General features: G+C 69.8%; 22 protein-coding genes. 13 read left to right on the top strand and 9 right to left on the bottom strand.

Annotation, left to right across the window (positions count from 1 at the left end; all coding sequences use genetic code 11):
- Positions 1-132: 132 nt before the first annotated feature.
- Positions 133-2,715 (bottom strand): RNA helicase, encoded by a 2,583-nt coding sequence (locus tag DEU36_RS08345; protein WP_120263740.1) that lies wholly within the window; start codon positions 2,713-2,715, stop codon positions 133-135.
- Positions 2,716-2,729: 14 nt separating this feature from the next.
- Positions 2,730-3,815, bottom strand: a complete 1,086-nt coding sequence (locus DEU36_RS08350; RefSeq protein WP_183045319.1) for a LacI family DNA-binding transcriptional regulator — start codon at positions 3,813-3,815, stop codon at positions 2,730-2,732.
- Between the two features lie 134 nt (positions 3,816-3,949).
- Here DEU36_RS08350 and DEU36_RS08355 point away from each other — a divergent pair, with 134 nt between their 5' ends.
- The 5 genes from DEU36_RS08355 to gtfA are packed head-to-tail and all read left to right on the top strand — an operon-like array spanning position 3,950 to position 9,565.
- Entirely contained in the window at positions 3,950-5,305 is a 1,356-nt protein-coding gene (locus tag DEU36_RS08355) for an ABC transporter substrate-binding protein (RefSeq protein WP_120263741.1), read from the top strand.
- Between the two features lie 9 nt (positions 5,306-5,314).
- Complete coding sequence (locus DEU36_RS08360; RefSeq protein ID WP_120263742.1) at positions 5,315-6,277, top strand: carbohydrate ABC transporter permease; 963 nt, start codon at positions 5,315-5,317, stop codon at positions 6,275-6,277.
- Positions 6,274-7,098: a carbohydrate ABC transporter permease gene (locus tag DEU36_RS08365; RefSeq protein ID WP_120263743.1), complete on the top strand. Its 825-nt coding sequence runs from the start codon at positions 6,274-6,276 to the stop codon at positions 7,096-7,098. Before DEU36_RS08360 ends, DEU36_RS08365 begins: the two co-directional genes overlap by 4 nt.
- The gene (locus DEU36_RS08370) at positions 7,095-8,060 is read left to right on the top strand and encodes an alpha/beta hydrolase fold domain-containing protein (protein ID WP_120263744.1); all 966 of its coding nucleotides are present in this window, start codon (positions 7,095-7,097) and stop codon (positions 8,058-8,060) included. Before DEU36_RS08365 ends, DEU36_RS08370 begins: the two co-directional genes overlap by 4 nt.
- Positions 8,061-8,086: 26 nt before the next feature.
- Complete coding sequence (gene gtfA / locus DEU36_RS08375; protein ID WP_120263745.1) at positions 8,087-9,565, top strand: sucrose phosphorylase; 1,479 nt, start codon at positions 8,087-8,089, stop codon at positions 9,563-9,565.
- 42 nt (positions 9,566-9,607) lie between these two features.
- Here the strand turns inward: gtfA and DEU36_RS08380 are convergent, their stop codons facing one another.
- From DEU36_RS08380 to DEU36_RS08390, 3 genes are read right to left on the bottom strand one after another with little or no spacing between them, the layout of a single operon-like run.
- Entirely contained in the window at positions 9,608-10,807 is a 1,200-nt protein-coding gene (locus DEU36_RS08380; RefSeq protein ID WP_183045320.1) for a glycoside hydrolase family 3 N-terminal domain-containing protein, read from the bottom strand.
- An 18-nt stretch (positions 10,808-10,825) separates the two neighbouring features.
- Entirely contained in the window at positions 10,826-11,119 is a 294-nt protein-coding gene (locus DEU36_RS08385; protein WP_120263746.1) for a YbdD/YjiX family protein, read from the bottom strand.
- Positions 11,120-11,122: 3 nt separating this feature from the next.
- Complete coding sequence (locus tag DEU36_RS08390; protein ID WP_120263747.1) at positions 11,123-13,378, bottom strand: carbon starvation CstA family protein; 2,256 nt, start codon at positions 13,376-13,378, stop codon at positions 11,123-11,125.
- Positions 13,379-13,506: 128 nt separating this feature from the next.
- Between DEU36_RS08390 and DEU36_RS08395 the strand changes: the two genes are divergently transcribed.
- The 3 genes from DEU36_RS08395 (at position 13,507) to DEU36_RS08405 (ending at position 15,150) form a co-directional block, all read left to right on the top strand.
- Positions 13,507-13,848 (top strand): GNAT family N-acetyltransferase, encoded by a 342-nt coding sequence (locus DEU36_RS08395; protein WP_120263748.1) that lies wholly within the window; start codon positions 13,507-13,509, stop codon positions 13,846-13,848.
- On the top strand, positions 13,845-14,828 hold the full coding sequence (locus DEU36_RS08400; protein WP_259455280.1) for a pirin family protein: 984 nt from the start codon (positions 13,845-13,847) through the stop codon (positions 14,826-14,828). Before DEU36_RS08395 ends, DEU36_RS08400 begins: the two co-directional genes overlap by 4 nt.
- Before the next feature lie 76 nt (positions 14,829-14,904).
- Positions 14,905-15,150 (top strand): hypothetical protein, encoded by a 246-nt coding sequence (locus tag DEU36_RS08405; RefSeq protein WP_147374374.1) that lies wholly within the window; start codon positions 14,905-14,907, stop codon positions 15,148-15,150.
- A 67-nt stretch (positions 15,151-15,217) separates the two neighbouring features.
- Here DEU36_RS08405 and DEU36_RS08410 read toward each other — a convergent pair whose 3' ends face one another.
- Positions 15,218-15,841, bottom strand: coding sequence for a GNAT family N-acetyltransferase (locus DEU36_RS08410; protein ID WP_120263751.1), 624 nt, complete (start codon positions 15,839-15,841; stop codon positions 15,218-15,220).
- 105 nt (positions 15,842-15,946) lie between these two features.
- Positions 15,947-16,924 carry an NAD-dependent epimerase/dehydratase family protein gene (locus tag DEU36_RS08415; protein ID WP_120263752.1) on the bottom strand — a complete coding sequence of 326 codons (978 nt, stop codon included), beginning with the start codon at positions 16,922-16,924 and terminating at the stop codon, positions 15,947-15,949.
- 104 nt (positions 16,925-17,028) lie between these two features.
- Between DEU36_RS08415 and DEU36_RS08420 the strand changes: the two genes are divergently transcribed.
- From DEU36_RS08420 to DEU36_RS08435, 4 genes are all read left to right on the top strand, one after another.
- A complete protein-coding gene (locus tag DEU36_RS08420) occupies positions 17,029-17,397 on the top strand; it encodes a nuclear transport factor 2 family protein (protein ID WP_183045322.1) in 369 nt (122 codons plus the stop codon).
- A gap of 76 nt (positions 17,398-17,473) precedes the next feature.
- Positions 17,474-17,905: a hypothetical protein gene (locus tag DEU36_RS08425; RefSeq protein WP_120263754.1), complete on the top strand. Its 432-nt coding sequence runs from the start codon at positions 17,474-17,476 to the stop codon at positions 17,903-17,905.
- A 32-nt stretch (positions 17,906-17,937) separates the two neighbouring features.
- Complete coding sequence (locus DEU36_RS08430; protein WP_120263755.1) at positions 17,938-18,372, top strand: GNAT family N-acetyltransferase; 435 nt, start codon at positions 17,938-17,940, stop codon at positions 18,370-18,372.
- Between the two features lie 25 nt (positions 18,373-18,397).
- Positions 18,398-18,802, top strand: coding sequence for a hypothetical protein (locus tag DEU36_RS08435; protein WP_120263756.1), 405 nt, complete (start codon positions 18,398-18,400; stop codon positions 18,800-18,802).
- 10 nt (positions 18,803-18,812) lie between these two features.
- Here DEU36_RS08435 and DEU36_RS08440 read toward each other — a convergent pair whose 3' ends face one another.
- Both DEU36_RS08440 and DEU36_RS08445 read right to left on the bottom strand, forming a co-directional pair.
- Positions 18,813-19,346 carry a GNAT family N-acetyltransferase gene (locus DEU36_RS08440; RefSeq protein WP_120263757.1) on the bottom strand — a complete coding sequence of 178 codons (534 nt, stop codon included), beginning with the start codon at positions 19,344-19,346 and terminating at the stop codon, positions 18,813-18,815.
- A gap of 33 nt (positions 19,347-19,379) precedes the next feature.
- Positions 19,380-19,709: a helix-turn-helix domain-containing protein gene (locus tag DEU36_RS08445; RefSeq protein ID WP_120263758.1), complete on the bottom strand. Its 330-nt coding sequence runs from the start codon at positions 19,707-19,709 to the stop codon at positions 19,380-19,382.
- Between the two features lie 72 nt (positions 19,710-19,781).
- Here DEU36_RS08445 and DEU36_RS08450 point away from each other — a divergent pair, with 72 nt between their 5' ends.
- Positions 19,782-20,429, top strand: a complete 648-nt coding sequence (locus tag DEU36_RS08450; RefSeq protein WP_120263759.1) for an FMN-dependent NADH-azoreductase — start codon at positions 19,782-19,784, stop codon at positions 20,427-20,429.
- Positions 20,430-20,466 lie beyond the last annotated feature (37 nt).

Below are 20,466 nucleotides of genomic sequence, written 5' to 3' on the forward strand. Positions count from 1 at the left end.
TCCGCGCTCAGCCTGACGACGGCACACGCCCGCGCGGCACGACACAGCAGAGCGCGGCAAGACACAGCAGAGCGCGGCAAGACACAGCCGGCAACCGGCAGCCCCGGCAGGGCACCGCCGTCCCCGCCGGAGTCAGAGGCGGACGACCTCGGTGACCCGGACCACCGCCGTGCCGGCCTCGACGGATTGCTCGAGGTCGACCTCGGCGCGGATGCGCCAGTCGTGGTCTCCGGCGGGGTCGTCGATGATCTGCTCGACCCGCCAGAGACCGTCGCGAGCGGCGGACTCGTCAATGACGCACAGCGACGGCGAGCGCGCCGCCCCGCCGGTGAGGACCTCGTCGTGGTCGTCGTAATAGCGGTCGAGCACCTCGGGCCAGTCGACGTCGGGGTCGAGGGCTTCGAGGGCTTCGTCGTCCTGCAGGGCCGCCAGCTGAACGCGGCGGAACAGTTCGTTGCGCACGAGCACCGTGAACGCGCGCCGGTTCGTCAGCACGGAGGGCGGCGCGGGCGGTACCACCGGGGCGTCGGGGTCGCCGGTCGGGTTCGCGAGCGACTCCCACTCGTCGACGAGGCTCGAGTCGACCTGGCGCACGAGCTCGCCGAGCCATTCGATGAGGTCCATCAGGTCGTCGGTGCGCGCCTCGGCTGGCACGGTCTGGCGGATCGCGCGGTAGGCGTCGCTGAGGTACCGCAGCACCAACCCCTCACTGCGCCCGAGTTGATAGAACGAGACGAACTCGCCGAACGACATGGCCCTCTCGAACATGTCACGCACGACCGACTTCGGTGACAGCTCGAAGTCGCGGACCCACGGCTGGCTCGATGCGAAGGTCTCGAACGCCTGAGAGAGCAGGTCGGCGAGGGGCTTGGGCCAGGTGATCTCCTCGAGCAGCGCCATCCGCTCGTCGTACTCGATGCCGTCCCGCTTCATCGCGCCGACCGCCTCGCCGCGAGCCTTGTACTCCTGCTGCGACAGGATGGCGCGCGGGTCGTCGAGCGTCGCCTCGATGACGCTCACCACATCGAGCGCGTAGTGCCCGGTACCTGTCTCGGCATCATCGGGCGACAGCAGCTCGATCGCGGCGAGCGCGAACGGCGACAGCGGCTGGTTGAGGGCGAAGTTCGGCTGCAGATCGACGGTGAGCCTGATCGTCGAGTCGCCAGAGAGTGCGGATGCCGCACCCGCCACATCCGCACTCTTTGGCGAGTCGACGGCAGGCGCCGGCGCGGGCGCGGGGCGCGTCACCTCGACGATGCCGGCGGCGACCAGGGTGCGGAAGATCGCGAGGGCGCGGCGGGCGAGGGCATACTGGCGGGCGCGGGGCTCGTGGTTGTCGAAGACGAGCGAGCGGACGTTGCCGAACACGTCGCCGCCGCGACCGATGACGTTGAGCAGCATCGCGGCGGTCAACTGCATCTGCGGCGTCAGGGGCTCGGGCTGCGCATCGACGAGACGCTCGAACGACCCTTCGCCCCAGTTGACGACCCCGGTCGGCGCCTTCTTGCGCACGATCTTCTTCCGCTTGGCGGGGTCGTCGCCGGCTTTGGCCAGCGCGACGGCGTTCTCGATCTCCCACTCCGGCGCCATGACCACGACGTTGCCGTGGGGGTCGAATCCGGCGCGGCCCGCACGACCCGCGACCTGGTGGAACTCGCGGGCGGTGAGCTGCCGCATCCGGGTTCCGTCGTACTTCGACAGCGCCGTGATCACGACGGTGCGGATCGGGACGTTGATCCCCACCCCGAGGGTGTCGGTGCCGCAGATGACCTTGAGCAGGCCGCGCTGGGCGAGGGTCTCGACGAGGCGCCGGTAGCGCGGCAGCATCCCGGCGTGGTGCACCCCGATGCCGGCGCGCACGAGGCGCGAGAGGGTCTTGCCGAAGCCGGTCGTGAAGCGGAATCCGCCGATCGCCTCGGCGATGGCATCCCGCTGCTCGCGGGTCGTGATCTTCACGCTCGACAGGGCCTGCGCCCGCTCGAGCGCGGCGGCCTGCGAGAAATGCACGATGTAGACCGGGGTTTCGCGCTCCTCGAGCAACCGCTCGAGGACGTCGTGGACCGGACGCCGCTCGTACGAGAAGTGCAGCGGCACGGGACGCTCGACCCCGGTGACCAGAGCCGTCCGCCGGCCCGTGCGGCGCGAGAGGTCGTCGGCGAGGTCGGTGACGTCGCCGAGCGTGGCCGACATCAGCAGGAACTGCGCGCGCGGCAGCGTCAGCAGCGGCACCTGCCAGGCCCAGCCGCGATCGGGGTCGCCGTAGAAGTGGAACTCGTCCATGACGACCTGGTCGACGTCGGCGTCGGCGCCCTCGCGCAGCGCCAGGTTCGCGAGGATCTCTGCCGTGCAGCAGATGATCGGCGCTTCGGGGTTGACCGACGAGTCGCCCGTCACCATGCCGACTCTCTCGGCGCCGAAGATCTCGACGAGCGCGAAGAACTTCTCGCTCACAAGCGCCTTGATCGGGGCGGTGTAGTACGTGCGCCCACCGCGGGCGACGGATGTCGCGTGCGCCGCGACCGCGACGAGCGACTTGCCCGTGCCGGTCGGCGTGGCCAGCACCACGTTCGCTCCCGAGACGAGCTCGATGACCGCTTCGTCCTGCGCCGGGTAGAGGCTGAGGCCCCGCCCTTCCGCCCAGGTCGTGAAGGCGTCGTAGATCGCGTCGTCGGAGGGGTCCGGGCCGATGAGGTCGAGCAGCGGCGCGGAGGTCATCCCTCGAGTCTGCCCTACGCCTGCGGAACGGCGGCCTCGTCGAGCTGCCGCACCGACGCGCGGACACGCAACGGCATGGGCAGCAGCGCCGGGGCGACCGGGGCGTCGTCCCCACCGGTGTCACCCTTCGACGCCTCGACCCGGTCGATGAGCAGCTCGACGGCCTTTTTGCCCATCGCCCGGTGCGGCAGGGCGAAGGTCGTGAGTCCTGGCCGCAGCCACTGGGCGAACGAGACGTCATCGAACGACACGACCGACACGTCGTCGGGTACCGCGAGTCCCCGCTCACCGAGCGCCTGGTACGCACCCATCGCCAGACGGTCGTTGAAGCAGATCAGTGCCTGCGGCACGACTCCCCCGTCGAGCAGCTGCGACGTCAGGCGGAACCCCTCGGGCGGCAGCCACTGGACCACAGGGCTTCCCGATGCCGGCTCGAGTCCGGCATCCCGCAGGGCATCGAGGATGCCGTGCAGCCGCTGCTGCGCACCGAGCGAGAACGGCGGCACGTCGTCTTCCGTGGGGCCGGCGCCGATGAGGTGGATGTCGCGGTGGCCGCGCTCGAGCAGGTGCCCGACGGCCTGGCGCCCGGCGGCGTACTCGTCGGGAAGCACCCGGGGAACATCCGTCGCCCCGTCGACCTCGAGGTTCAGCAGCACGGCGGGGCTGCGGGTCGCCTCGGGTGGCAGCGCCCGGCGGTGCGTGATCATCGAGGCCAGGACGAGGCCGTCGACCTGCCGGTCGAACATGGCGTTGAGCAGCTGCCGTTCGAGCTGGACGTCGCCGCCGGTCTCGCCGACGAAGACGAGGAAGCCCCGGGCCCGGGCGGCGTCGATGGCGCCCTTGATCATCTCGCCGGCCAGTCGCGACGAGGCGACCGAGTCGGAGATGAACGCGAGGGTGCGCGTGCTGCCCGTGCGCAGTCCGACCGAGACGGCGTTGGGACGATAGCCGAGCCGCTCGGCGGCGGCGCGCACCCGGTCCTGCAGGGCCTGCGACAGGCGCACCTCGCTGCCGCGACCGGCGAGGACGAGGGATGCGGTCGAGGCCGCTACCCCGGCCTCCGCGGCGACCTGTGCCAGCGTCACGCGTTTGCGGTTCATCTCTCCCCCTCTCGCTCCGGTGCAGCTTCAGTATGCCGCGATTGCGGAGAGGGACCATGGGCTAGTACGTTTTAGCCCAGGTGCTATTTCGTGTTAGCAGCACCTACCCCTCCACCACCCACAGAAGGTAGACGATGATGTCGACACGAATGCGACGACGTGTTCTCACCACCGCGGCGACCGGCTTCGCCGTCGCGGTCACCCTTTCGGCCTGCGCTCCGCCCAGCGCCGCGCCCGCCGGCGAAGGCGCGGCATCCGGCGGTCCGATCCAGACGACCTGCGGAACGGATGACGTCACCCTCGACGCCTACGTCGAGACGGGCTTCCCGGTCTTCAGCGACCTGGCCACCGAGTTCGAGAAGCAGTTCCCGAACGTCACGGTGAACCTGCGCGAAGACCAGTTCGCCGTGATCACCCAGAACGCACCCCGCGTGCTGGTCGACTCGCCGCCCGACATCATGCGCCTCCCCACGATCGTCGATCTGGTCGACAGCGATCTCCTGTACGACCTCGACCCCTACGCCGAGGCCTACGGCTGGGACCAGTGGCCGTCGTCGCAGCTCGAGCAGCTGCGGGTCGACGAGAACGGACAGCGCGGCGACGGCCCGCTCTACGGCATGGGCATCAACTACTCCGTCACCGGAGTGTTCTACAACAAGACCCTGGCCGCGCAGGCGGGCATGACCGAGCCGCCCGCGACTCTCGCCGAGCTCGACGGCTACCTGCAGGCCGCGAAGGATGCCGGGCTCACGCCCGTCGCGCAGTTCAATGGCGGCGCAACCGGAGGCCTCGCCTTCCCACTGCAGGCCCTCATGGCCTCGTACGGCGAGCCCAGCAAGATCAACGACTGGATCTTCCTCAAGGACGACGCCACGATCGACACCCCTGAGAACCTCGAGGCGGCGGAGCACCTGAAGGGCTGGATCGATGCCGGCTTCTTCGCCCCCGACATCAACTCGATGGACTACTCGCAGATGATGAGCCGCTTCATCGGCGGCGAGAGCGTCTTCATCTTCAACGGCGACTGGGAGTCGGGCAACCTCGACGCGCAGATGCCCGACAACGTCGGCTTCTTCCTCATGCCCCCGGTCGAGACCGGCGGCCAGGTCGGCGCGATGTCGGCGCCGACGACGTACGGCGTCTCGGCCTACGCGGACGAGCCCGACTGCGCGGCGTTCTTCTTCAACTGGGTCGCCACCGACGAGACGGCGCGCACCATCGCCGTCGAATCCGGCGGTTCGCACCCCATGGGCCCGGCCGACGCCTTCATGCCCGAGATCGCGGAGGGCAGCGTGACGGCCGAGACCCTCGCGGCGGGCGCCGAGCTCTCGGCCAACAACGGCTCGATGGACTTCATCGCCAACGCGACCGGGTCGATCTACGCCAAGACGCTGACCCCGAACCTGCAGGAGCTGTTCGCCGGCAAGCAGACCGCCGACGGCCTGCTGAGCAAGGTGCAGTCCGACTACCTCAGCCAGAAGAAGGAGTAGGCCGCTCCGATGACCGTCACCGGACAGCTCGGCGACCGCCGGGCATCCCGGGACTCATCGGCCTCTCGGCCGCGCAGGCGCCGCGTCTCCCCGCGGCGCCTGCGCGAGAGGTCGATCGGTCTCGCCCTGATCGCCCCCGCGCTCATCGCGTATGCGATGTTCGTGCTCATCCCGCTCAGCTCGACCGTCCAGTACTCGTTCTACGACTGGGACGGCATCACCACCGCCACGTGGGCGGGCTTCGACAACTACATCCGGATCTTCACCGACTCGGCGCTGCTGGTCCCGATCCTCAACGCGCTGAAGCTCATCCTGTACTTCTCGATCGTGCCGGTGATCCTCGGGCTGGTCTCGGCGGCCCTGATCCGCAAGCTCGGCGGCAGCCGTCTGGCCGGTGTCTCGCGCACCGTGCTGTTCCTCCCGCAGGTGATTCCCCTGGTCGCGGCGGGCATCATGTGGACGTGGCTGCTCGCCGCCGACGGTCTGGTCAACCAGGCGCTGCGCCTGGTGGGCCTCGGCGGCGTCACCCGCGCCTGGCTCGGCGACTTCGACACCGCCCTTCCCGCCGTGGGCGTCATCGGGGCCTGGGTCTCCCTCGGCCTGTGCATGCTGCTCATGCTCTCGGGCATGACCAAGATCGATCCGGCCCTGTACGAGGCCGTCCGCATCGACGGCGCGGGACCGATCCGCGAGTTCTTCACGGTGACACTGCCCGCGGTGCGCCAGGAGCTCGGCGTCGCGATCCTCATCACCGTGATCAACGCGCTCCGCAGCTTCGACATCATCTACATCTCCACGCAGGGCGGGCCCGGCGGCTCGACCACGGTGCCCGGTCTCGAGATCTACTACCTCGCGTTCTTCCAGCGCGAGGTCGGCCAGGCCTCCGCGCTCGCCGTCGTGCTGACGGTGCTCGTCCTGGTGATCGTCCTGCCCCTGAACCGCATCACGCGCGGAAACGAGAAAGACGCATGAGAACCTCCGCCGTCGAGGCCTGGACGGGCCGCATCGTCCTGATCGTGGTGATGGCGTTCACGATCATCCCGTTCACCACGCTCTTCGTCACCGCGCTCCACGAGCCCGGCACGTACCCGAAGGGCCTGTCGTGGCCCGAGACCCCGCACTGGGACAACTTCGCCCTCGCGTTCCAGTCGGCCGACATGCTCAAGATGCTCGGCTCGAGCGCTCTCATCGAGCTCGGCGTCGTGCCGATCTCGCTCGTCATCGCGACGCTCGCCGGCTTCGCGCTGGGCCACCTGCGCGTGCCGTTCGCCCGTGCGATCTTCGTGCTGTTCGTCCTCGGCCTGACGCTGCCCTTCGAGGGCATCATCGTGCCGATCTACTACCAGATGAAGGGCTACGGCCTCCTCAACACCCAGCTGGCGATCGTCCTGCCGCTGATCGGTCTGTTCATGCCGTTCGCGGTGATGTGGATGCGGGCGCACTTCGTCAACATGCCGCACGAGCTGACCGAGGCCGCGCGCATCGACGGCGCGACGACGTGGCAGTTGTTCTGGCGCATCCACGTGCCGCTGTCGGGCCCCGCGATCTCATCGCTCGCGATCCTGCTGTTCCTGTGGACCTGGAACCAGTTCCTGCTGGCGATCGTCCTCGTCGACGACCCCACCAAACGGACGATGGCCGGCGCGCTCGGCGCGTTCCAGGGGCAGTGGGGCACCGACATCCCGTTGCTGTGCGCCGGATCGATCCTGATCCTGCTGCCGACGCTCCTGGTGTTCCTGATCTTCCAGCGTCAGTTCGTGGCGGCACTGCTGCAGGGGGCGGTGAAGGGATGACGGATGTCGCACGGCCTCCCTTCGACGACGCCGTCGCCCGCGCTCTCGTCGAGTTCGACGACCTCGTGGTCGTATCGATGAGCAGCGACGAGATCCCGCGCGTGCGCCAGTCCGGGGTCGCGGCACCGTTGGTCGAGCTCACCGCCCACGGCGCGTTCGAGCGCGAGGAGCTGCTCGTGCCCGGATGGAATGACGACGACCCGGCGGTCGGCGTCGTGGTCTACACGCCCGTCGTCGTCCGGCGACCGGTCCCCGTCATCCTGCACCTGCACGGAGGCGGGCTGATCGCGGGCACCGCCGACTCGGACATGCCGGCCACGGCGGCGCTCGCCGAGCGCACCGGGTGCGCCGTCGTCTCGGTGGAGTACCGGCTCGCGCCCGAGCACCCGTATCCCGCGGCTCTCGAAGACGCCGCGGCGGCCCTGCGCTGGCTGGCCGGGCCCGAGGCGCCCCACGCGCTGGACGGCGACCGCATCATCGTCGCGGGGGTCAGCGCCGGGGGCGGTCTCGCCGCGGCCACGGCCCTGTTCGCTCGCGATCGCGGAGGCCCGCGCATAGCGGGGCTCGTGCTGCTCTGCCCGATGCTCGACCATCGCTCCGACTCGGAGTCGGCGCGGCAGATGGCCGGCCACGGCTCGTGGGATCGCGACGCGAACGCGACCGCCTGGGCCGCGTACCTCTCCGGCGTCGAGGGCGAGGTGCCGCCGTACGCGTCGCCCGCCGTGGCCGGCTCGCTCGCGGGGCTGCCCCCGACCTTCATCGACGTCGGATCCGCCGAGACGTTCCGCGACGAATGCGTCGCCTTCGCCCGCCGGATGTGGGCCGACGGCGGCGACGCCGAACTGCACGTCTGGCCCGGCGGGGCGCATGCCTTCGACTTCCTCGCGCCGTGGACCGTACTCGCCCGCGATGCGCGACGCGCCCGCGAAGAGTGGCTGCGCCGCCTCCTCCACCGCATCTGACCCCGCTCGGAAGAACCCCACGAACCATGAACCCCGATTCCCCCCAGCTCATCACCTACGTCGACCGCCTCGGCGGCACCGTCACCGGCATCCGCGAGCTGCTCGCCACACGCCTGTCGGGCGTCTTCGGCGGCGTCCATCTGCTGCCCTACTTCACGCCGTTCGACGGCGCGGATGCCGGCTTCGACCCGGTCGACCACGCCTCGATCGACCCGCGGCTGGGAACGTGGGACGACGTCCGCCTGCTGAGCGAGACCCACACGGTCATGAGCGACCTCATCGTCAACCATGTCTCCGCCGACTCCGCTGCCTTCGCCGACGTCCGCCGCCGCGGCGACGCCTCGCCCTTCGCACCGATGTTCCTCACGCTCGACTCCGTGTTCCCCGACGGCGTCACCGAGGCCGACCTCACCCGCATCTATCGCCCGCGTCCGGGCCTCCCCTTCACCGCCATGGTCCTCGGCGACCGGCTGCGGCTGGTGTGGACCACGTTCACGTCCGAGCAGATCGACATCGACCTGCGCACCGACGCAGCATGGGATTACCTGACCGCGGTCATCGACGCCCTCGTCGCGGGCGGCACGACGATGCTCCGGCTCGACGCCGTCGGGTACACGGGCAAGGAAGCCGGCACCAGCTGCTTCATGACGGAGGCGACCGAGCGCTACACGCAGCGCATCCTCGAGCTCGCGCATGATCGGGGCGCCCAGGTGCTGCTCGAGATCCACGGGCATCACACCCAGCAGATCGCGATCGCTCAGACCGTCGACTACGTCTACGACTTCGCGCTCCCGCCCCTCGTGCTGCACGCACTGCACGCGCTCGACACGCGGCCCCTCGCGCGCTGGCTCGAGATCCGCCCCGCCAACTCCATCACGGTCCTCGACACCCACGACGGCATCGGGATCATCGACGTCGGCGTGAGCGACCTCGCGCCCGGCGAACCGGGACTGCTCGAACCCGAGCAGATCGACGCCCTCGTCGAGGCGATCCACGACGCCAGCGGCGGCACCAGCCGCCAGGCGACCGGGGCCGCGGCATCCAACCTCGACCTCTACCAGGTCAACTGCACGTTCTACGACGCGCTCGGCCGCGACGACCGGCGATACGCGCTGGCCCGGCTGCTGCAGATCATGACGCCGGGCATCCCGCAGGTCTACTACGTCGGACTGCTCGCCGGCGAGAACGACATGGAGCTGCTGAGGTCCACCGGCGTCGGCCGCGACGTCAACCGGCACCACTACACGCCCGACGAGATCGACGCCGCGCTGGCGCGACCGGTCGTCGGACTGCAGCTCGACGCGCTCCGGCTGCGCGCCACCCACCCCGCCTTCACCGGCACGTTCTCGCACGATCTGCGGGGCGCTCGCGGTGAGCTGCGGTGGGATGCCGCCGGTGCGTCGGTCACGCTCGGCTTCGACCTCGACGACGCCTCGTTCCAGCTGACGGCGACCGACGGCTCGGCGACGAGCACCTGGTCGCACACGCGTCTCACCGGGGACTGAGCCGAGGCGGGTGGGGCAGTGCGCGCTGCCCCGCCCGCAGCATCAGCCGGCCGTGCCGGCATCCTTCGCGGTGAGCACCCGGCCGCACGACTCATCGACGCGCTCGGCGAACCCCGCGTCGGACTGCGCCCGCGCGAGGACCGCGTCGTACATCGCGGGAAGCACCGTCGGGTCGGCGGACGCCAGCACGATGTCCACCCCCGCCGACAGCGCCTCGACGGCCCGGTCGCCCGGGGCGACGATCTCCGCGGCGGCCGCGGCCGAGAGGTCGTCGGTGATGACGACGCCGTCGAAGCCGACGCGATCGCGCAGCAGGTCGAGCACCGCCGAAGAGAACGCAGCCGGGTTGTCGGAATCGATGTTCTGATACCGCGCGGTGCCGACCATGACGAGCGACGGACCGGATGCCGTCAGCTCGCGGTAGACGTCGACGTCGGGCGAGTCCGCCGAGACCACGGTGTCGAGCACCTCCGCGGTGTAGTCGGTGTTCGCGTCGACCCGCCCGAGCCCCGGGAAGTGCTTGAACGTCGGCAGCACACCGGCGCCGCGCATCCCGTCGGCGAACGCCCCGGCGCCCGCGGCGACGGTCTGCTCGTCGTAGCCGTACTGCCGTCCGAGGGCGCCGATGGGCGGGTTGTCGAGGCGGGTCTCGGAGCTCGTGACGATGTCTGCCACCGGGGCGAGGTTGACGTCGATGCCCGCCGCAGCCAGCTGCCCACCCCACGTGGCCGCAGCGGTGCGGAGCGCGTCGGGACCGAGGTCGGCCTGCCGGATGGCGTAGGGCATCTCGTCGAACCCGGGCCCGCTCAGCACCTGCACCTCGCCACCCTCCTGGTCGGTGGCGACCCAGAGCCTCGGGTCGCCCTCGGGGGCGAGGTCGCGGAACTGCGCGACGAGCGCCGCCGTGGCATCGACCCCCGAGCTCGAACGGCCGTGGAGGAACAACCCACCCACGCCGCGGTCGCGGATCGCCGCAGCGGCATCGGGCGAGACCGTGTCGACCGGGGTGCCGACCATGAGCACCTGGCCGACGCAACCCGCGAGCCCGAGCGCCGCGGCGGGGTCGGACGGGGTGGCGGGGGGCTCGGTCGCGGCGGTCGACCCGGTCGGGCTCGGGGCAGACGTCGTCGGGGTAGCCGGGCCGGGCTCGGGAGTGCACCCGGCGGCGAACGCGAGCACCCCGGCCAGGGCGGCGGCGAGCGCGGAACGGCCGGCGCGCGAGGAGGAGGGGGTTCGGGTCACTCCTCCATCGTCACTCGGTCAGCAGCAGCGCGCACCCGGGTTGCGGTCCTGGTCGTCCATGCGCTCGCGCCAGAACTGCCGCTCGGTGAGGGGCGGGGTGCCGGGGTGCGTCCGGCGCTGGTGCGCGAGGTACGTCGCGTAGGCGTTGTCTCCCATGAGCGAGGTGACGTACCAGTGCACGGCGCGGGCGACGCGGAGGACGGCCCGACCGGCGCGCGCGCACAACTCCTTCGATCCGGTGCGCTGCGGCGCGGAAACCGCGGTTGCCAGGCCGAGAGGCGCCGATTCTGAGGAGTTGTGCGCGAGCGCCATCGGTCAATGCCCCCGGCGGGCGGTCTCGGCCCGCTCTTCGGCGAGCAGCGGCTCCCACTCCTTCTCGAGCTCGCGCTCGGGGCCGGTGGGGATGAAGCCGGCCGGCGCGAAGCGGCGGGACGGCGCCGCGGGGTCTTCGGTCTCCTCGCCCCCGCCCCGCACGATCGCGCGCACGGCCACCACGACGGCCGAGACGATGACGATGATCGCGAGGACGACGAAGATGATCGACAGCGTGCCCTGCACCCCGGTGTTGCGGATGACCGCCTCGACCGTCGCGACGGGCCCCAGACTCTCGTCGCCCGACGCGAGGGCGTCACGGTAGCGGAAGTGGTTCGCCCAGTAGCCGATGGCGGGCACCGGCGAGAAGATCTTGTACGCCGACGCGGTGATCGTCACGACGGCGGTGAAGGCCAGCGGCACCGCGATGATCCAGATCCACTTCACGTACGACCGTCCGCGCTTGGCGACGATCGCCAGCACGACGGCGAGCGCGATCGCGGCCAGCAGCTGGTTCGCGATGCCGAACAGCGGGAAGAAGGTGTTGATGCCGCCGAGCGGGTCGGTGACGCCGAGGATGAGGATGGCGCCCCAGCCGGCGACCATGATCGCCGTCGTGATCCACACGCCCGGACGCCACGACACGTCACGGAACTTCGGGATCCAGGCGCCGATGGAGTCCTGCAGCATGAAGCGGGCGACGCGGGTTCCGGCATCCACGGCGGTGAGGATGAACAGGGCCTCGAACATGATCGCGAAGTGGTACCAGAACGACATCATCGCCTGTCCGCCGAGCGCCTGCTGCATGATGTGCGCGAGCCCGAGCGCGAGGGTCGGCGCGCCGCCGGTGCGCGAGACGATCGACTCCTCCCCGACGTCGGCTGCGGTCGAGATCAGCAGATCGGGGGTGATCTCGACCCCGGCGAGGCCGAGCGAGTTGACGAAGGCGACCGCGCCCTCGACGGTGCCGCCGGTCGCCGCCGACGGAGCATTCATAGCGAAGTAGATGCCCTGGTCGATCGAGATCGCGGCGACGAGGGCCATGATCGCGACGAACGACTCCATGAGCATGCCGCCGTATCCGATGAAGCGCGTCTGGCGCTCCTTCTCGACGAGCTTCGGCGTCGTCCCCGAAGCGATCAGCGCGTGGAATCCCGACAGCGCACCGCAGGCGATCGTGACGAAGAGGAACGGGAAGAGGGGCCCTGCGAACACGGGGCCGAGGCCGTTCTCGCCGAAGATCGTCACCGCCGGCACCGAGATCTCGGGGCGGACGAGCACGATCGCACCGGCGAGCATCACGATGACGCCGATCTTCATGAACGTCGACAGGTAATCGCGCGGGGCGAGCAGCAGCCAGACGGGCAGCACCGCGGCGATGAAGCCGTAGATGATGATGCCCCACGCGATGACGGTGCGGTCGAGGTGGAAGATCTCTTGGCCCCACGCGGTGTCGGCGACCCAGCCGCCGGCGATGATCGCGCCCATCAGCAGCACGAATCCGATGATCGACACCTCGGTGACCTTGCCGGGCCGCAGGTAGCGCAGGTAGACGCCCATGAAGAGGGCGATCGGGATCGTCATCGATACCGAGAAGACTCCCCACGGGCTCTCGCCGAGCGCGTTCACGACGACGAGAGCGAGGATCGCGACGATGATCAGCATGATGAGCAGGGATGCCACGATCGCGGCGGTTCCGCCGATGCGGCCGAGCTCCTGGCGTGCCATCTGGCCGATCGTCCGGCCGCCGCGTCGCATCGAGAAGAAGAGCACGGTGTAGTCCTGCACGGCGCCCGCGACGACGACGCCGACGATGATCCAGATCGTGCCGGGGAGGAACCCCATCTGCGCCGCGAGCACCGGGCCGACGAGCGGACCGGCGCCGGCGATGGCGGCGAAGTGGTGGCCGTAGAGCACGCGGCGGTCGGTCGGCACGTAGTCCTTGCCGTCCTGCTTGACCTCGGCCGGGGTCGCGCGCCGGTCGTCGGGGCGCAGCAGGTAGCGCTCGATGACCTTCGAGTAGAAGCGGTAGCCGATGAGGTAGGTGCAGACGGCGGCGAAGACGAACCAGATGGCGTTGACCGTCTCGCCGCGGACGACGGCGAGCATGACCCAGGCGAGGCCGCCGAGCAGGGCGATCGCGATCCAGATCACGACCTTCAGCGGCGTCCACCGCGCGGCGGCGCGGAGCTGGTCGTCGGAGACGGCGACCGGCGGCAGTTTCGGGTCGGTGACGATGTCGGACGAGGATCGAGGCATCGGTTCTCCTGAGGGAAGGCGCTTCATTGCGTTTTCCCAGCTTAGGCGGACGCTCCGAACCGTTGCCGGAATTTGGTCGTAATGGTCTCGTGCGGCTCTACCGTGGAGGGGACCGATGAGGAGACCCCATGACCGACGAGACCATCACCGTCACCCGTGACGATGCGAACGACCGATACGACCTGACGGTCGGCGGCGCGGCGGCGGGATACGCCGCGTTCCGCCGCGACGACGAGGGCCGACTGGTGTTCGACCACACCGTGGTCGAGAAGGAGTTCGGCGGACGCGGCCTCGGCAAGACGCTGGCACGTGATGCCCTCGCCGATGTCGCGCGGCGCGGCGAGACCGTCGTTCCCGAATGCCCGTTCATCGTGAAGTTCCTGCGCGAGAACGAGGTCGCCGGTCTGCAGGTCGACTGGCGCGACGAGGATGCCGCCGGCGCCGCTGCCCCGGCGGAACCGTCGGCGTGACCCGCTTCGACGCCGAGACGGCGCCCGTCGACGAAGACCCGGGGACAGGCTCCCCCGGTCCACGACGGGCGCTGCTCGAGGCACGCGAGGTACCGCTCGGCGGTGTGCGTGCGATGTCGGTTCATCGCTTCCTGCCGCAGCGTGACCTGCCGCTCGTCGGCGCCTGGTGCTTCCTCGACCGCTTCGGCCCGCAGCGGACGCGCATGCGCGTCGAACCGCATCCGCACATCGGACTGCAGACCGTCACCTGGCCGCTCGCCGGCGAGGTGCATCACCGCGACACACTCGGCAGCGATGTCGTCATCGAGCGTGGCGCGCTGAACATCATGACCAGCGGCGCCGGGATCGCCCACTCCGAGTACTCCGTCGGCGACGAGCCCATCCCGCTCGATGCCCTGCAGCTGTGGGTCGCCCTCCCGGAGGAACGCCGCCATGGGGCGCCCGAGTTCGAACGGCATGCCGACCTGCCCGAGCTCGACCTCGGCGGCGGGGCTGCGGCGACCGTCGTCGTCGGCGAGCTCGCCGGGGCCGCCTCACCCGCGACGATGCACACGCCCATCGTCGGCGCGGAGCTGCGACTGCCCGCCGGGACGGTCGTCGACCTGCCGCTCGAGGCCGCGTGGGAGTACGCCGTCGTACCGGTGTTCGGCTCGGTTCGGGTCGACGGCGAGGATGCCGCGGCACCGGATGCTGTCGCGCCCGGCGCCCTGCTGTACCTCGGTGACGGCCGTGACGGCATCCGCCTGACCGCCGGCGACGAGGAGGCGACGGTGTTCCTCCTGGGAGGTGAGCCGTTCGGCGACGAGATCGTCATGTGGTGGAACTTCGTCGGACGCAGCCACGACGAGATCGAGGTCGCCCGCGAGGAGTGGGAGGCGGCATCCGATCGGTTCGGACACGTTGTCGGCCACGGCGACGAGCGCATCCCGGCCCCACCGCTGCCGCACGTGCGGCTCACCCCGCGGCGGCGACGGCTCTGACCCACACGTCGCGTGCTTTCGAGCCCTGCGTGGCTCGTGCGATGGACGTCAATGACGGCTGTTGTCAGTGGACCTCGTGAGAAGAACGCTCAGCATCCAAGCGTGGCGCGCACTGTTCGGTACCGTCCCGCGCGCGCTCACAGTGATCGGCATCCTGGCCGCATATTTCCTCGTGGCCACGGTCATCGAGCCATTCGTGCCGTGGTGGTCGACCACGCTCGTCGGCCTACTCGTCATCGCCTTCTTCGCCTATCTGGGGTCCAGATGGTTGGATCGCGACCTCATGCGTAGAGGCGAGATATCCGACCGCGAACGCGAGTGAGGTTTCGCGCTGACGGCCAGGGTGTGTCCGGCGAAGCGCTGATCACGGCGACACGGGCCCCAGGGAATCAGCCTCGCTCGTCACCCCGCCCGCGGAACATCGCGATGGGAGCGACCTGAGACCATCCGAGGCTCTCGTAGAGCTTGCGTCCACTGGCGCTCGCCACGAGGATTCCCGTCGTTGCTTGACGCTCGGCAGCCCAGGCTGTGAGGCCGGTCATGACCAGTCTCCCGAGACCTCGGCGTTGGAATGCCGAGGTCGTCCTGATGCGATCGAACACGGCGTCGCCGGCATCCACAGCGACCTGCCCGCGGGCTGCGAGCTCCCCGTCCACGTGAATTCGGGCGTACGCAACCGCACCGTCCTGCTCGATCGCGACCTCGGTCGGCACGATGCCCGGTTGGATATACGCGCTCATCATGCACTCGCTCGTGTTCGCGGGATCGAGAACAGCGACAGCGTCACGCATCGACGCGTCGAGTTCACCGACGAGAGTCAGCCACACATCGGGTGCGCTCGTCGCTGCGACCAGGCGGTCGACTTCTGTCAGCGACGCCGTCGACACGATGCGTTCCTGGGAACGGTCGTCTGCCCCGACCTCGACGAACCAGCTGTCGCCGTCGCGGCATCGTTGCATCTGCCGCGAAATGCACCACCCCGTGACCCATCGGTCTACCCAGGCACTCGTCATGATCGTCCTCACTGGCCGCCTCACCGGCCGGCCGCTCGCCGTCGAGGCACTGACATGAATCTGCCTCTCAGCGCAGGCTACCCACCTCGATACTTCACCCCGGGCTCACTCCTCGGACAACCGACGAACGGCAGCCAGGACGACCTGCTCCTCGCGCGACGTCAGTCCGGAGCGCCGAGGACGGTCGATTCCCCGTGAGATCTCGTCCGTCAGCACGCGGGTCAGGGTGTCTGCGAGGGGTCGCGATCGGCCTCCCGCCGCGGCGAAGGCGCTTCCGTCTCGCTGAGCGAAGCCCGCGGCCTCGAGCGGCAGCCACAACGGAAGAGACCGGGGGCCGGCCCAGTAGTGCACGTCGAGATCGAGGAGCTCGTCGTCGTCGACCGCGATGAGTTCACCGTCGAACCCGGCGACCGACCGCGCGGCACGAAAGAAGTCATCCATGGTGTGAGCCTCACCGACGGCGTTGAATTCTCCGGTGAGGCCAGCCTCTCCCGCGCGGACGATCCAGTCGGCGAGGTCTTCGACATCGATGAATTGCACGAATCGCTGACTCATCGTCGGAGCCAGCACGCTGCCGCCGCGGTGCAGCCGAGCCGGCCAGTAGCCAAGGCGGTCGCTCGGATCACCCGCACCCGCGATCAGGCCGGGCCGGGCGATGAGCAGGCGGTCTCCAAGCTTGGCCGCGGAGGCGCGCTCGGCGACCACCTTCGCGTCGGGATACTCGGCGAGGTTCTGCGGTTCGACCAGCTGCGCCGTCTCGTCGGCGCCGGGCGTGCTGTTGTCCGCATAGACCGACACGGTCGAGACGAGAGTCCAGTGCGCCGCGTGGGCCGCGAGCGCGTCGAGAGCCGACTCGACGAGCTGCGGCTCAGAGGCGAGTTCGACCACCTCATCCCACTCACCCCCGAGACCGTCGTAAGCCCCGGCGCGCGATCGGTCCGCGCGCACGAGTCGCGCACCGTCCGGCGCTGACCCCGACTCGCCACGCGCCAGGCACACCACCTCCGCTCCGCTGTCGCGCGCCCGTCGCGCGATCTCGCGACCCAGCCATCCGGTTCCGCCCAGCACGAGGATCCGTCTCATGCCCGCCAGTCAACAGCCATCGCCTCGCGCGGACGAGTCGCCTTCGCTGTCGGCGCAAACACCGTCGGATGCGCCGGCGTGAACCCCGGTTGTTGAATGTTCGGATGAGCGCTCTCACCGACTACATCGCAGCCTGGAAGACGAACGACACGGAGCGGATCGTCGAGACCGTCACGGAGGATGTCGTGATCACCGAGAGCTTCGGGCCGGTGTACTACGGCCGAGAACGCGTGCGGGAGTGGTGCGAGAAGTGGAACGAACAAGGCTCGCGCGTTCTCGACTGGACGATCTCGAACGAGTTCCAGAACGGAGACCAGCTCGTGGCCGAGTGGCGGTTCGAATACCACCAGGACGGCGCGGACCACTCATTTCTGGGGGCGACGATCGCGACCCAGCGCGACGGCAGAATCGCCGAGCTTCGCGAGTATGCCGTCACCGACGACCTCTACACCTGGGAAGGCGAGTGGAAGTAGACGTCATCCGCGAGGCTGATGTCGCTCATCCGTCGGGGCGACGACGGATGCGGCGGTGGTTCGTAGCGTCGATGACATGACGAAGACCCGCCTTCCCCGCGACCTCCCGCCCGGCGCCGCCGCCCTCGGCATGGCCGCCATCCTGCTGACGCTGTCGGGCTGCGCTGCCATCGAAACCGTCGCCTACGGGAGCGTCGAGAGCACCTATGAAACCGCGAAGGAGCTGGCGCAGGCGCGCGGCGAGGCTCCCGCGTGGCTGCCCGCCGATGCACGCGAGCTCACGCGCGTCGTCTCGGCCCGCGCCGAAGCCGAATCGATCGTGTTCTCGAGCGACACGGGCCTCGCGGCGGACTGCGCCGAGGTCGAGCGCCTCTCGGCCCCCACCATGGAGATCACGTCGGGCCCCGATGTCTACGCGATCGACCGCGTCGCCGTCTGCGGCGAGTGGGCAGTGGCGGAGAACGACGGCACCTACTACGCCTGGACTCCCGCCACAGAGGCCGAGTAACCCTGATCCGGTCGGTCCATAGACTCGACGCGATGGACGTCACCCTCCGCCCCGCTGTCCCGGCCGACATCGAGTGGCTCGTCGAGCTGCGCGCCGACGTGCTGCGTGCCGACCTCGAGCGCCTCGGCCGCTTCGACGAGCACCGGGTGCGCGAGCGCATGCGCGCGGGCTTCCGCCCCGAGTGGACCCGCATCATCGTCGTCGAGGGGACGGATGCCGGTTGCATCACGACCCGCCCAGACGACACCACCCGCTGGATCGAGCACTTCTACGTGCCCGCGTCCCAGCAAGGGCGAGGCATCGGCAGCATCGTTCTGCGGTCGGTGATCGCCGAGCCGCACGACGGACCGACGCGCCTCAACGTCCTGCAGGGCAGCGCCGCGCGGCGCTTGTACGAGCGGCACGGCTTCGCCCTCGACAGCGAGGACGACGTCGACGTGTGGCTGACCCTGCGCACGCCGGCCTGACGCCGAACGTCGGTATCGTCGCCGTGTGCAGCGATTCGTCCGATTCCAGAGCGCAATTCCCAACCGGAACGGGCGCTTCCCCGGCGTCTTCGCCCTCGCAAACGGGCTGGCGCGCGACGAGGTGCTTCTCCCCGAGGACGAAGCCTGGTGGCGGGCGGCGAACGATCGCGCCAACAGCCTCTACGATGCTCCGAACGAGGCCTATGGTCCGGATGCGCCTCCCGGCGGGCGGTCGTGGTTCAAAACCGAAGCGCACGACCTCCTCGCACTGACGGCGGGATACCTCCACCTGCTCGACCGCTACGACGTTCCCTGGCACGAGGTACGGACCGCTCGGCCCGGAACGATCCTGTACGAGGACCCCGTGCAGGTGGTCGCTCTCCCCTTCACGCACGCGGAGAATTGGCCGTTCACCAGACAGAGCTCGTGACGACTACCCGTCATCGGCCGCCGATCGTTGCCGAGGGCACGGCGTACTTGAACCCGACGTGCGAGTCGACGAAGCCGAGCCTGCGGTAGAACCGGTGCGCATCGACGCGCGCGGCATCCGATGTGAGCTGCACGAGGGAAACGCCGAGCTCGACTGCCGCGGCATCCACCACCCACCGCATGAGTGCGGTGCCGATGCCGGATGAGCGTTCGGCACTCGCGACGCGGACGGCCTCGACAAGCAGGCGGGTGCTCCCCCGCCGCGCCATTCCCGGGATGAGGGTCAGCTGCAGGGTCGCCACGACCCGACCGGCATCATCGGCGGCGACCAGCAGCTCGTTCGCCGGATTCGCGATGATCCGCTCGAGCGCGTCGGCGTACGCGCCGCGGTCCTCATCGCGCGCGACGTCGCCCCGGCCCGCGCTGATCGGGTCGTCCGACAGCAGCCGCACGATCGGGTCGAGATCGTCCGGCGTCGCACGCCGGACGACGACATCCGCCGCGCGTGCGGAAAGGGATGCCGGGAGGTTCAGGCCGTCGATCACGGTCTCTATTCTCCGACCTGCTCCGGTGCGCGCTCAGCGGCGTGCGAGGTTGCCGTCGGCCCATTCGCCGAGCTGGCTGAGGATCGGCACGAGGCGCGACCCGGCGTCCGTGAGCGCGTAGGTGACCGCGACAGGTGGGCCCGACTCGACGCGTCGGACGACCAGCCCGACATCCGAGAGCTCGGTGAGCCGATCGGAGAGCACCGCGTCGCTGATGCCGGCGACGGCGCGACGCAGGCCGACGAACGAGAGCTCACCCTGCCCGAGCACGTCGACGATCATGCCGTTCCACCGCTTGCCGAGCACCGAGAACGCGTGCGACACCGCAGCATCGCACTGTCGCGCATCGTGGGGCTCGGCCATCCCCCTATCGTACGTGTGCTAGCGTTCCCGAAGTCGCTTTGTTTTTCATAGCCCCTCTGATCGGAGAAGCGCATGACCCTCTTCCGCCTGGATGCCAGCATCCTCCCCGCCACCTCAGCCAGCCGTGAGCTGGGTGACCTCGTCGAGGCCGAGTGGCTCGCCGCTCACCCTTCGAGCAACGTCGTGCGCCGCGACATCGCCGCGGATCCGGTCCCGGCGACCGCCTGGCGCGATGCCGTGACCGCCGGCTTCACACCCGCCGAGCAGCTGACCGACGGACAACGCGAGGCGATCGCCCTGCGCGAGCAGCTGGCGGACGAGCTCATCGGCGCCGACGCCCTGCTCTTCACCGTGCCGCTGTACAACTACGGCGTCTCGCAGCACGTGAAGACCTGGTTCGACCTGGCATACACCGACCCGCGCATCGACCCGCAGGGCACGGCGCTGCGCGGCAAGCCCGCGACCCTCGTCACCGTCTTGGGTGGCAACTACGAGCCCGGCAGCCCGAAGGAGGGCTGGGACCACTCGACCGGATGGCTTCGGCGCGTCTTCGCAGACGTCTGGGGCCTCGACCTCACGGTGGTCCACCGTCCCTTCACCCTCGTGGGAGTGAACCCCGCGCTCGACGCCTTCACAGAGGCGGCGGCCGAGTTGCGCGCGAACGCCGAACGGGATGCCGTCACGGCCGGCCGCACCCTCGCGGCATCCCGCCCCGCCTGACCGACCGCCACGCCCCGTTCTCGCGTTCGAGGGGCGG

Source organism: Microbacterium sp. AG238, from assembly GCF_003610405.1.
In the GTDB taxonomy this organism is placed as follows: domain Bacteria; phylum Actinomycetota; class Actinomycetes; order Actinomycetales; family Microbacteriaceae; genus Microbacterium.

What these genes read in the sequence shown, in the direction of transcription:
- DEU36_RS08395 (WP_120263748.1), top strand. Translation starts at nt 13,507, where the DNA reads ATGACCGACGAGACCATCACCGTCACCCGTGACGATGCGAACGACCGA.
- DEU36_RS08370 (WP_120263744.1), top strand. Translation starts at nt 7,095, where the DNA reads ATGACGGATGTCGCACGGCCTCCCTTCGACGACGCCGTCGCCCGCGCT.
- DEU36_RS08345 (WP_120263740.1), bottom strand. Translation starts at nt 2,715, where the DNA reads ATGACCTCCGCGCCGCTGCTCGACCTCATCGGCCCGGACCCCTCCGAC.
- DEU36_RS08385 (WP_120263746.1), bottom strand. Translation starts at nt 11,119, where the DNA reads ATGGCGCTCGCGCACAACTCCTCAGAATCGGCGCCTCTCGGCCTGGCA.
- DEU36_RS08450 (WP_120263759.1), top strand. Translation starts at nt 19,782, where the DNA reads ATGACCCTCTTCCGCCTGGATGCCAGCATCCTCCCCGCCACCTCAGCC.
- DEU36_RS08365 (WP_120263743.1), top strand. Translation starts at nt 6,274, where the DNA reads ATGAGAACCTCCGCCGTCGAGGCCTGGACGGGCCGCATCGTCCTGATC.
- DEU36_RS08420 (WP_183045322.1), top strand. Translation starts at nt 17,029, where the DNA reads ATGAGCGCTCTCACCGACTACATCGCAGCCTGGAAGACGAACGACACG.
- DEU36_RS08390 (WP_120263747.1), bottom strand. Translation starts at nt 13,378, where the DNA reads ATGCCTCGATCCTCGTCCGACATCGTCACCGACCCGAAACTGCCGCCG.
- DEU36_RS08425 (WP_120263754.1), top strand. Translation starts at nt 17,474, where the DNA reads ATGACGAAGACCCGCCTTCCCCGCGACCTCCCGCCCGGCGCCGCCGCC.
- DEU36_RS08410 (WP_120263751.1), bottom strand. Translation starts at nt 15,841, where the DNA reads ATGACGAGTGCCTGGGTAGACCGATGGGTCACGGGGTGGTGCATTTCG.
- DEU36_RS08415 (WP_120263752.1), bottom strand. Translation starts at nt 16,924, where the DNA reads ATGAGACGGATCCTCGTGCTGGGCGGAACCGGATGGCTGGGTCGCGAG.
- DEU36_RS08360 (WP_120263742.1), top strand. Translation starts at nt 5,315, where the DNA reads ATGACCGTCACCGGACAGCTCGGCGACCGCCGGGCATCCCGGGACTCA.
- gtfA (WP_120263745.1), top strand. Translation starts at nt 8,087, where the DNA reads ATGAACCCCGATTCCCCCCAGCTCATCACCTACGTCGACCGCCTCGGC.
- DEU36_RS08355 (WP_120263741.1), top strand. Translation starts at nt 3,950, where the DNA reads ATGATGTCGACACGAATGCGACGACGTGTTCTCACCACCGCGGCGACC.
- DEU36_RS08350 (WP_183045319.1), bottom strand. Translation starts at nt 3,815, where the DNA reads ATGAACCGCAAACGCGTGACGCTGGCACAGGTCGCCGCGGAGGCCGGG.
- DEU36_RS08430 (WP_120263755.1), top strand. Translation starts at nt 17,938, where the DNA reads ATGGACGTCACCCTCCGCCCCGCTGTCCCGGCCGACATCGAGTGGCTC.
- DEU36_RS08445 (WP_120263758.1), bottom strand. Translation starts at nt 19,709, where the DNA reads ATGGCCGAGCCCCACGATGCGCGACAGTGCGATGCTGCGGTGTCGCAC.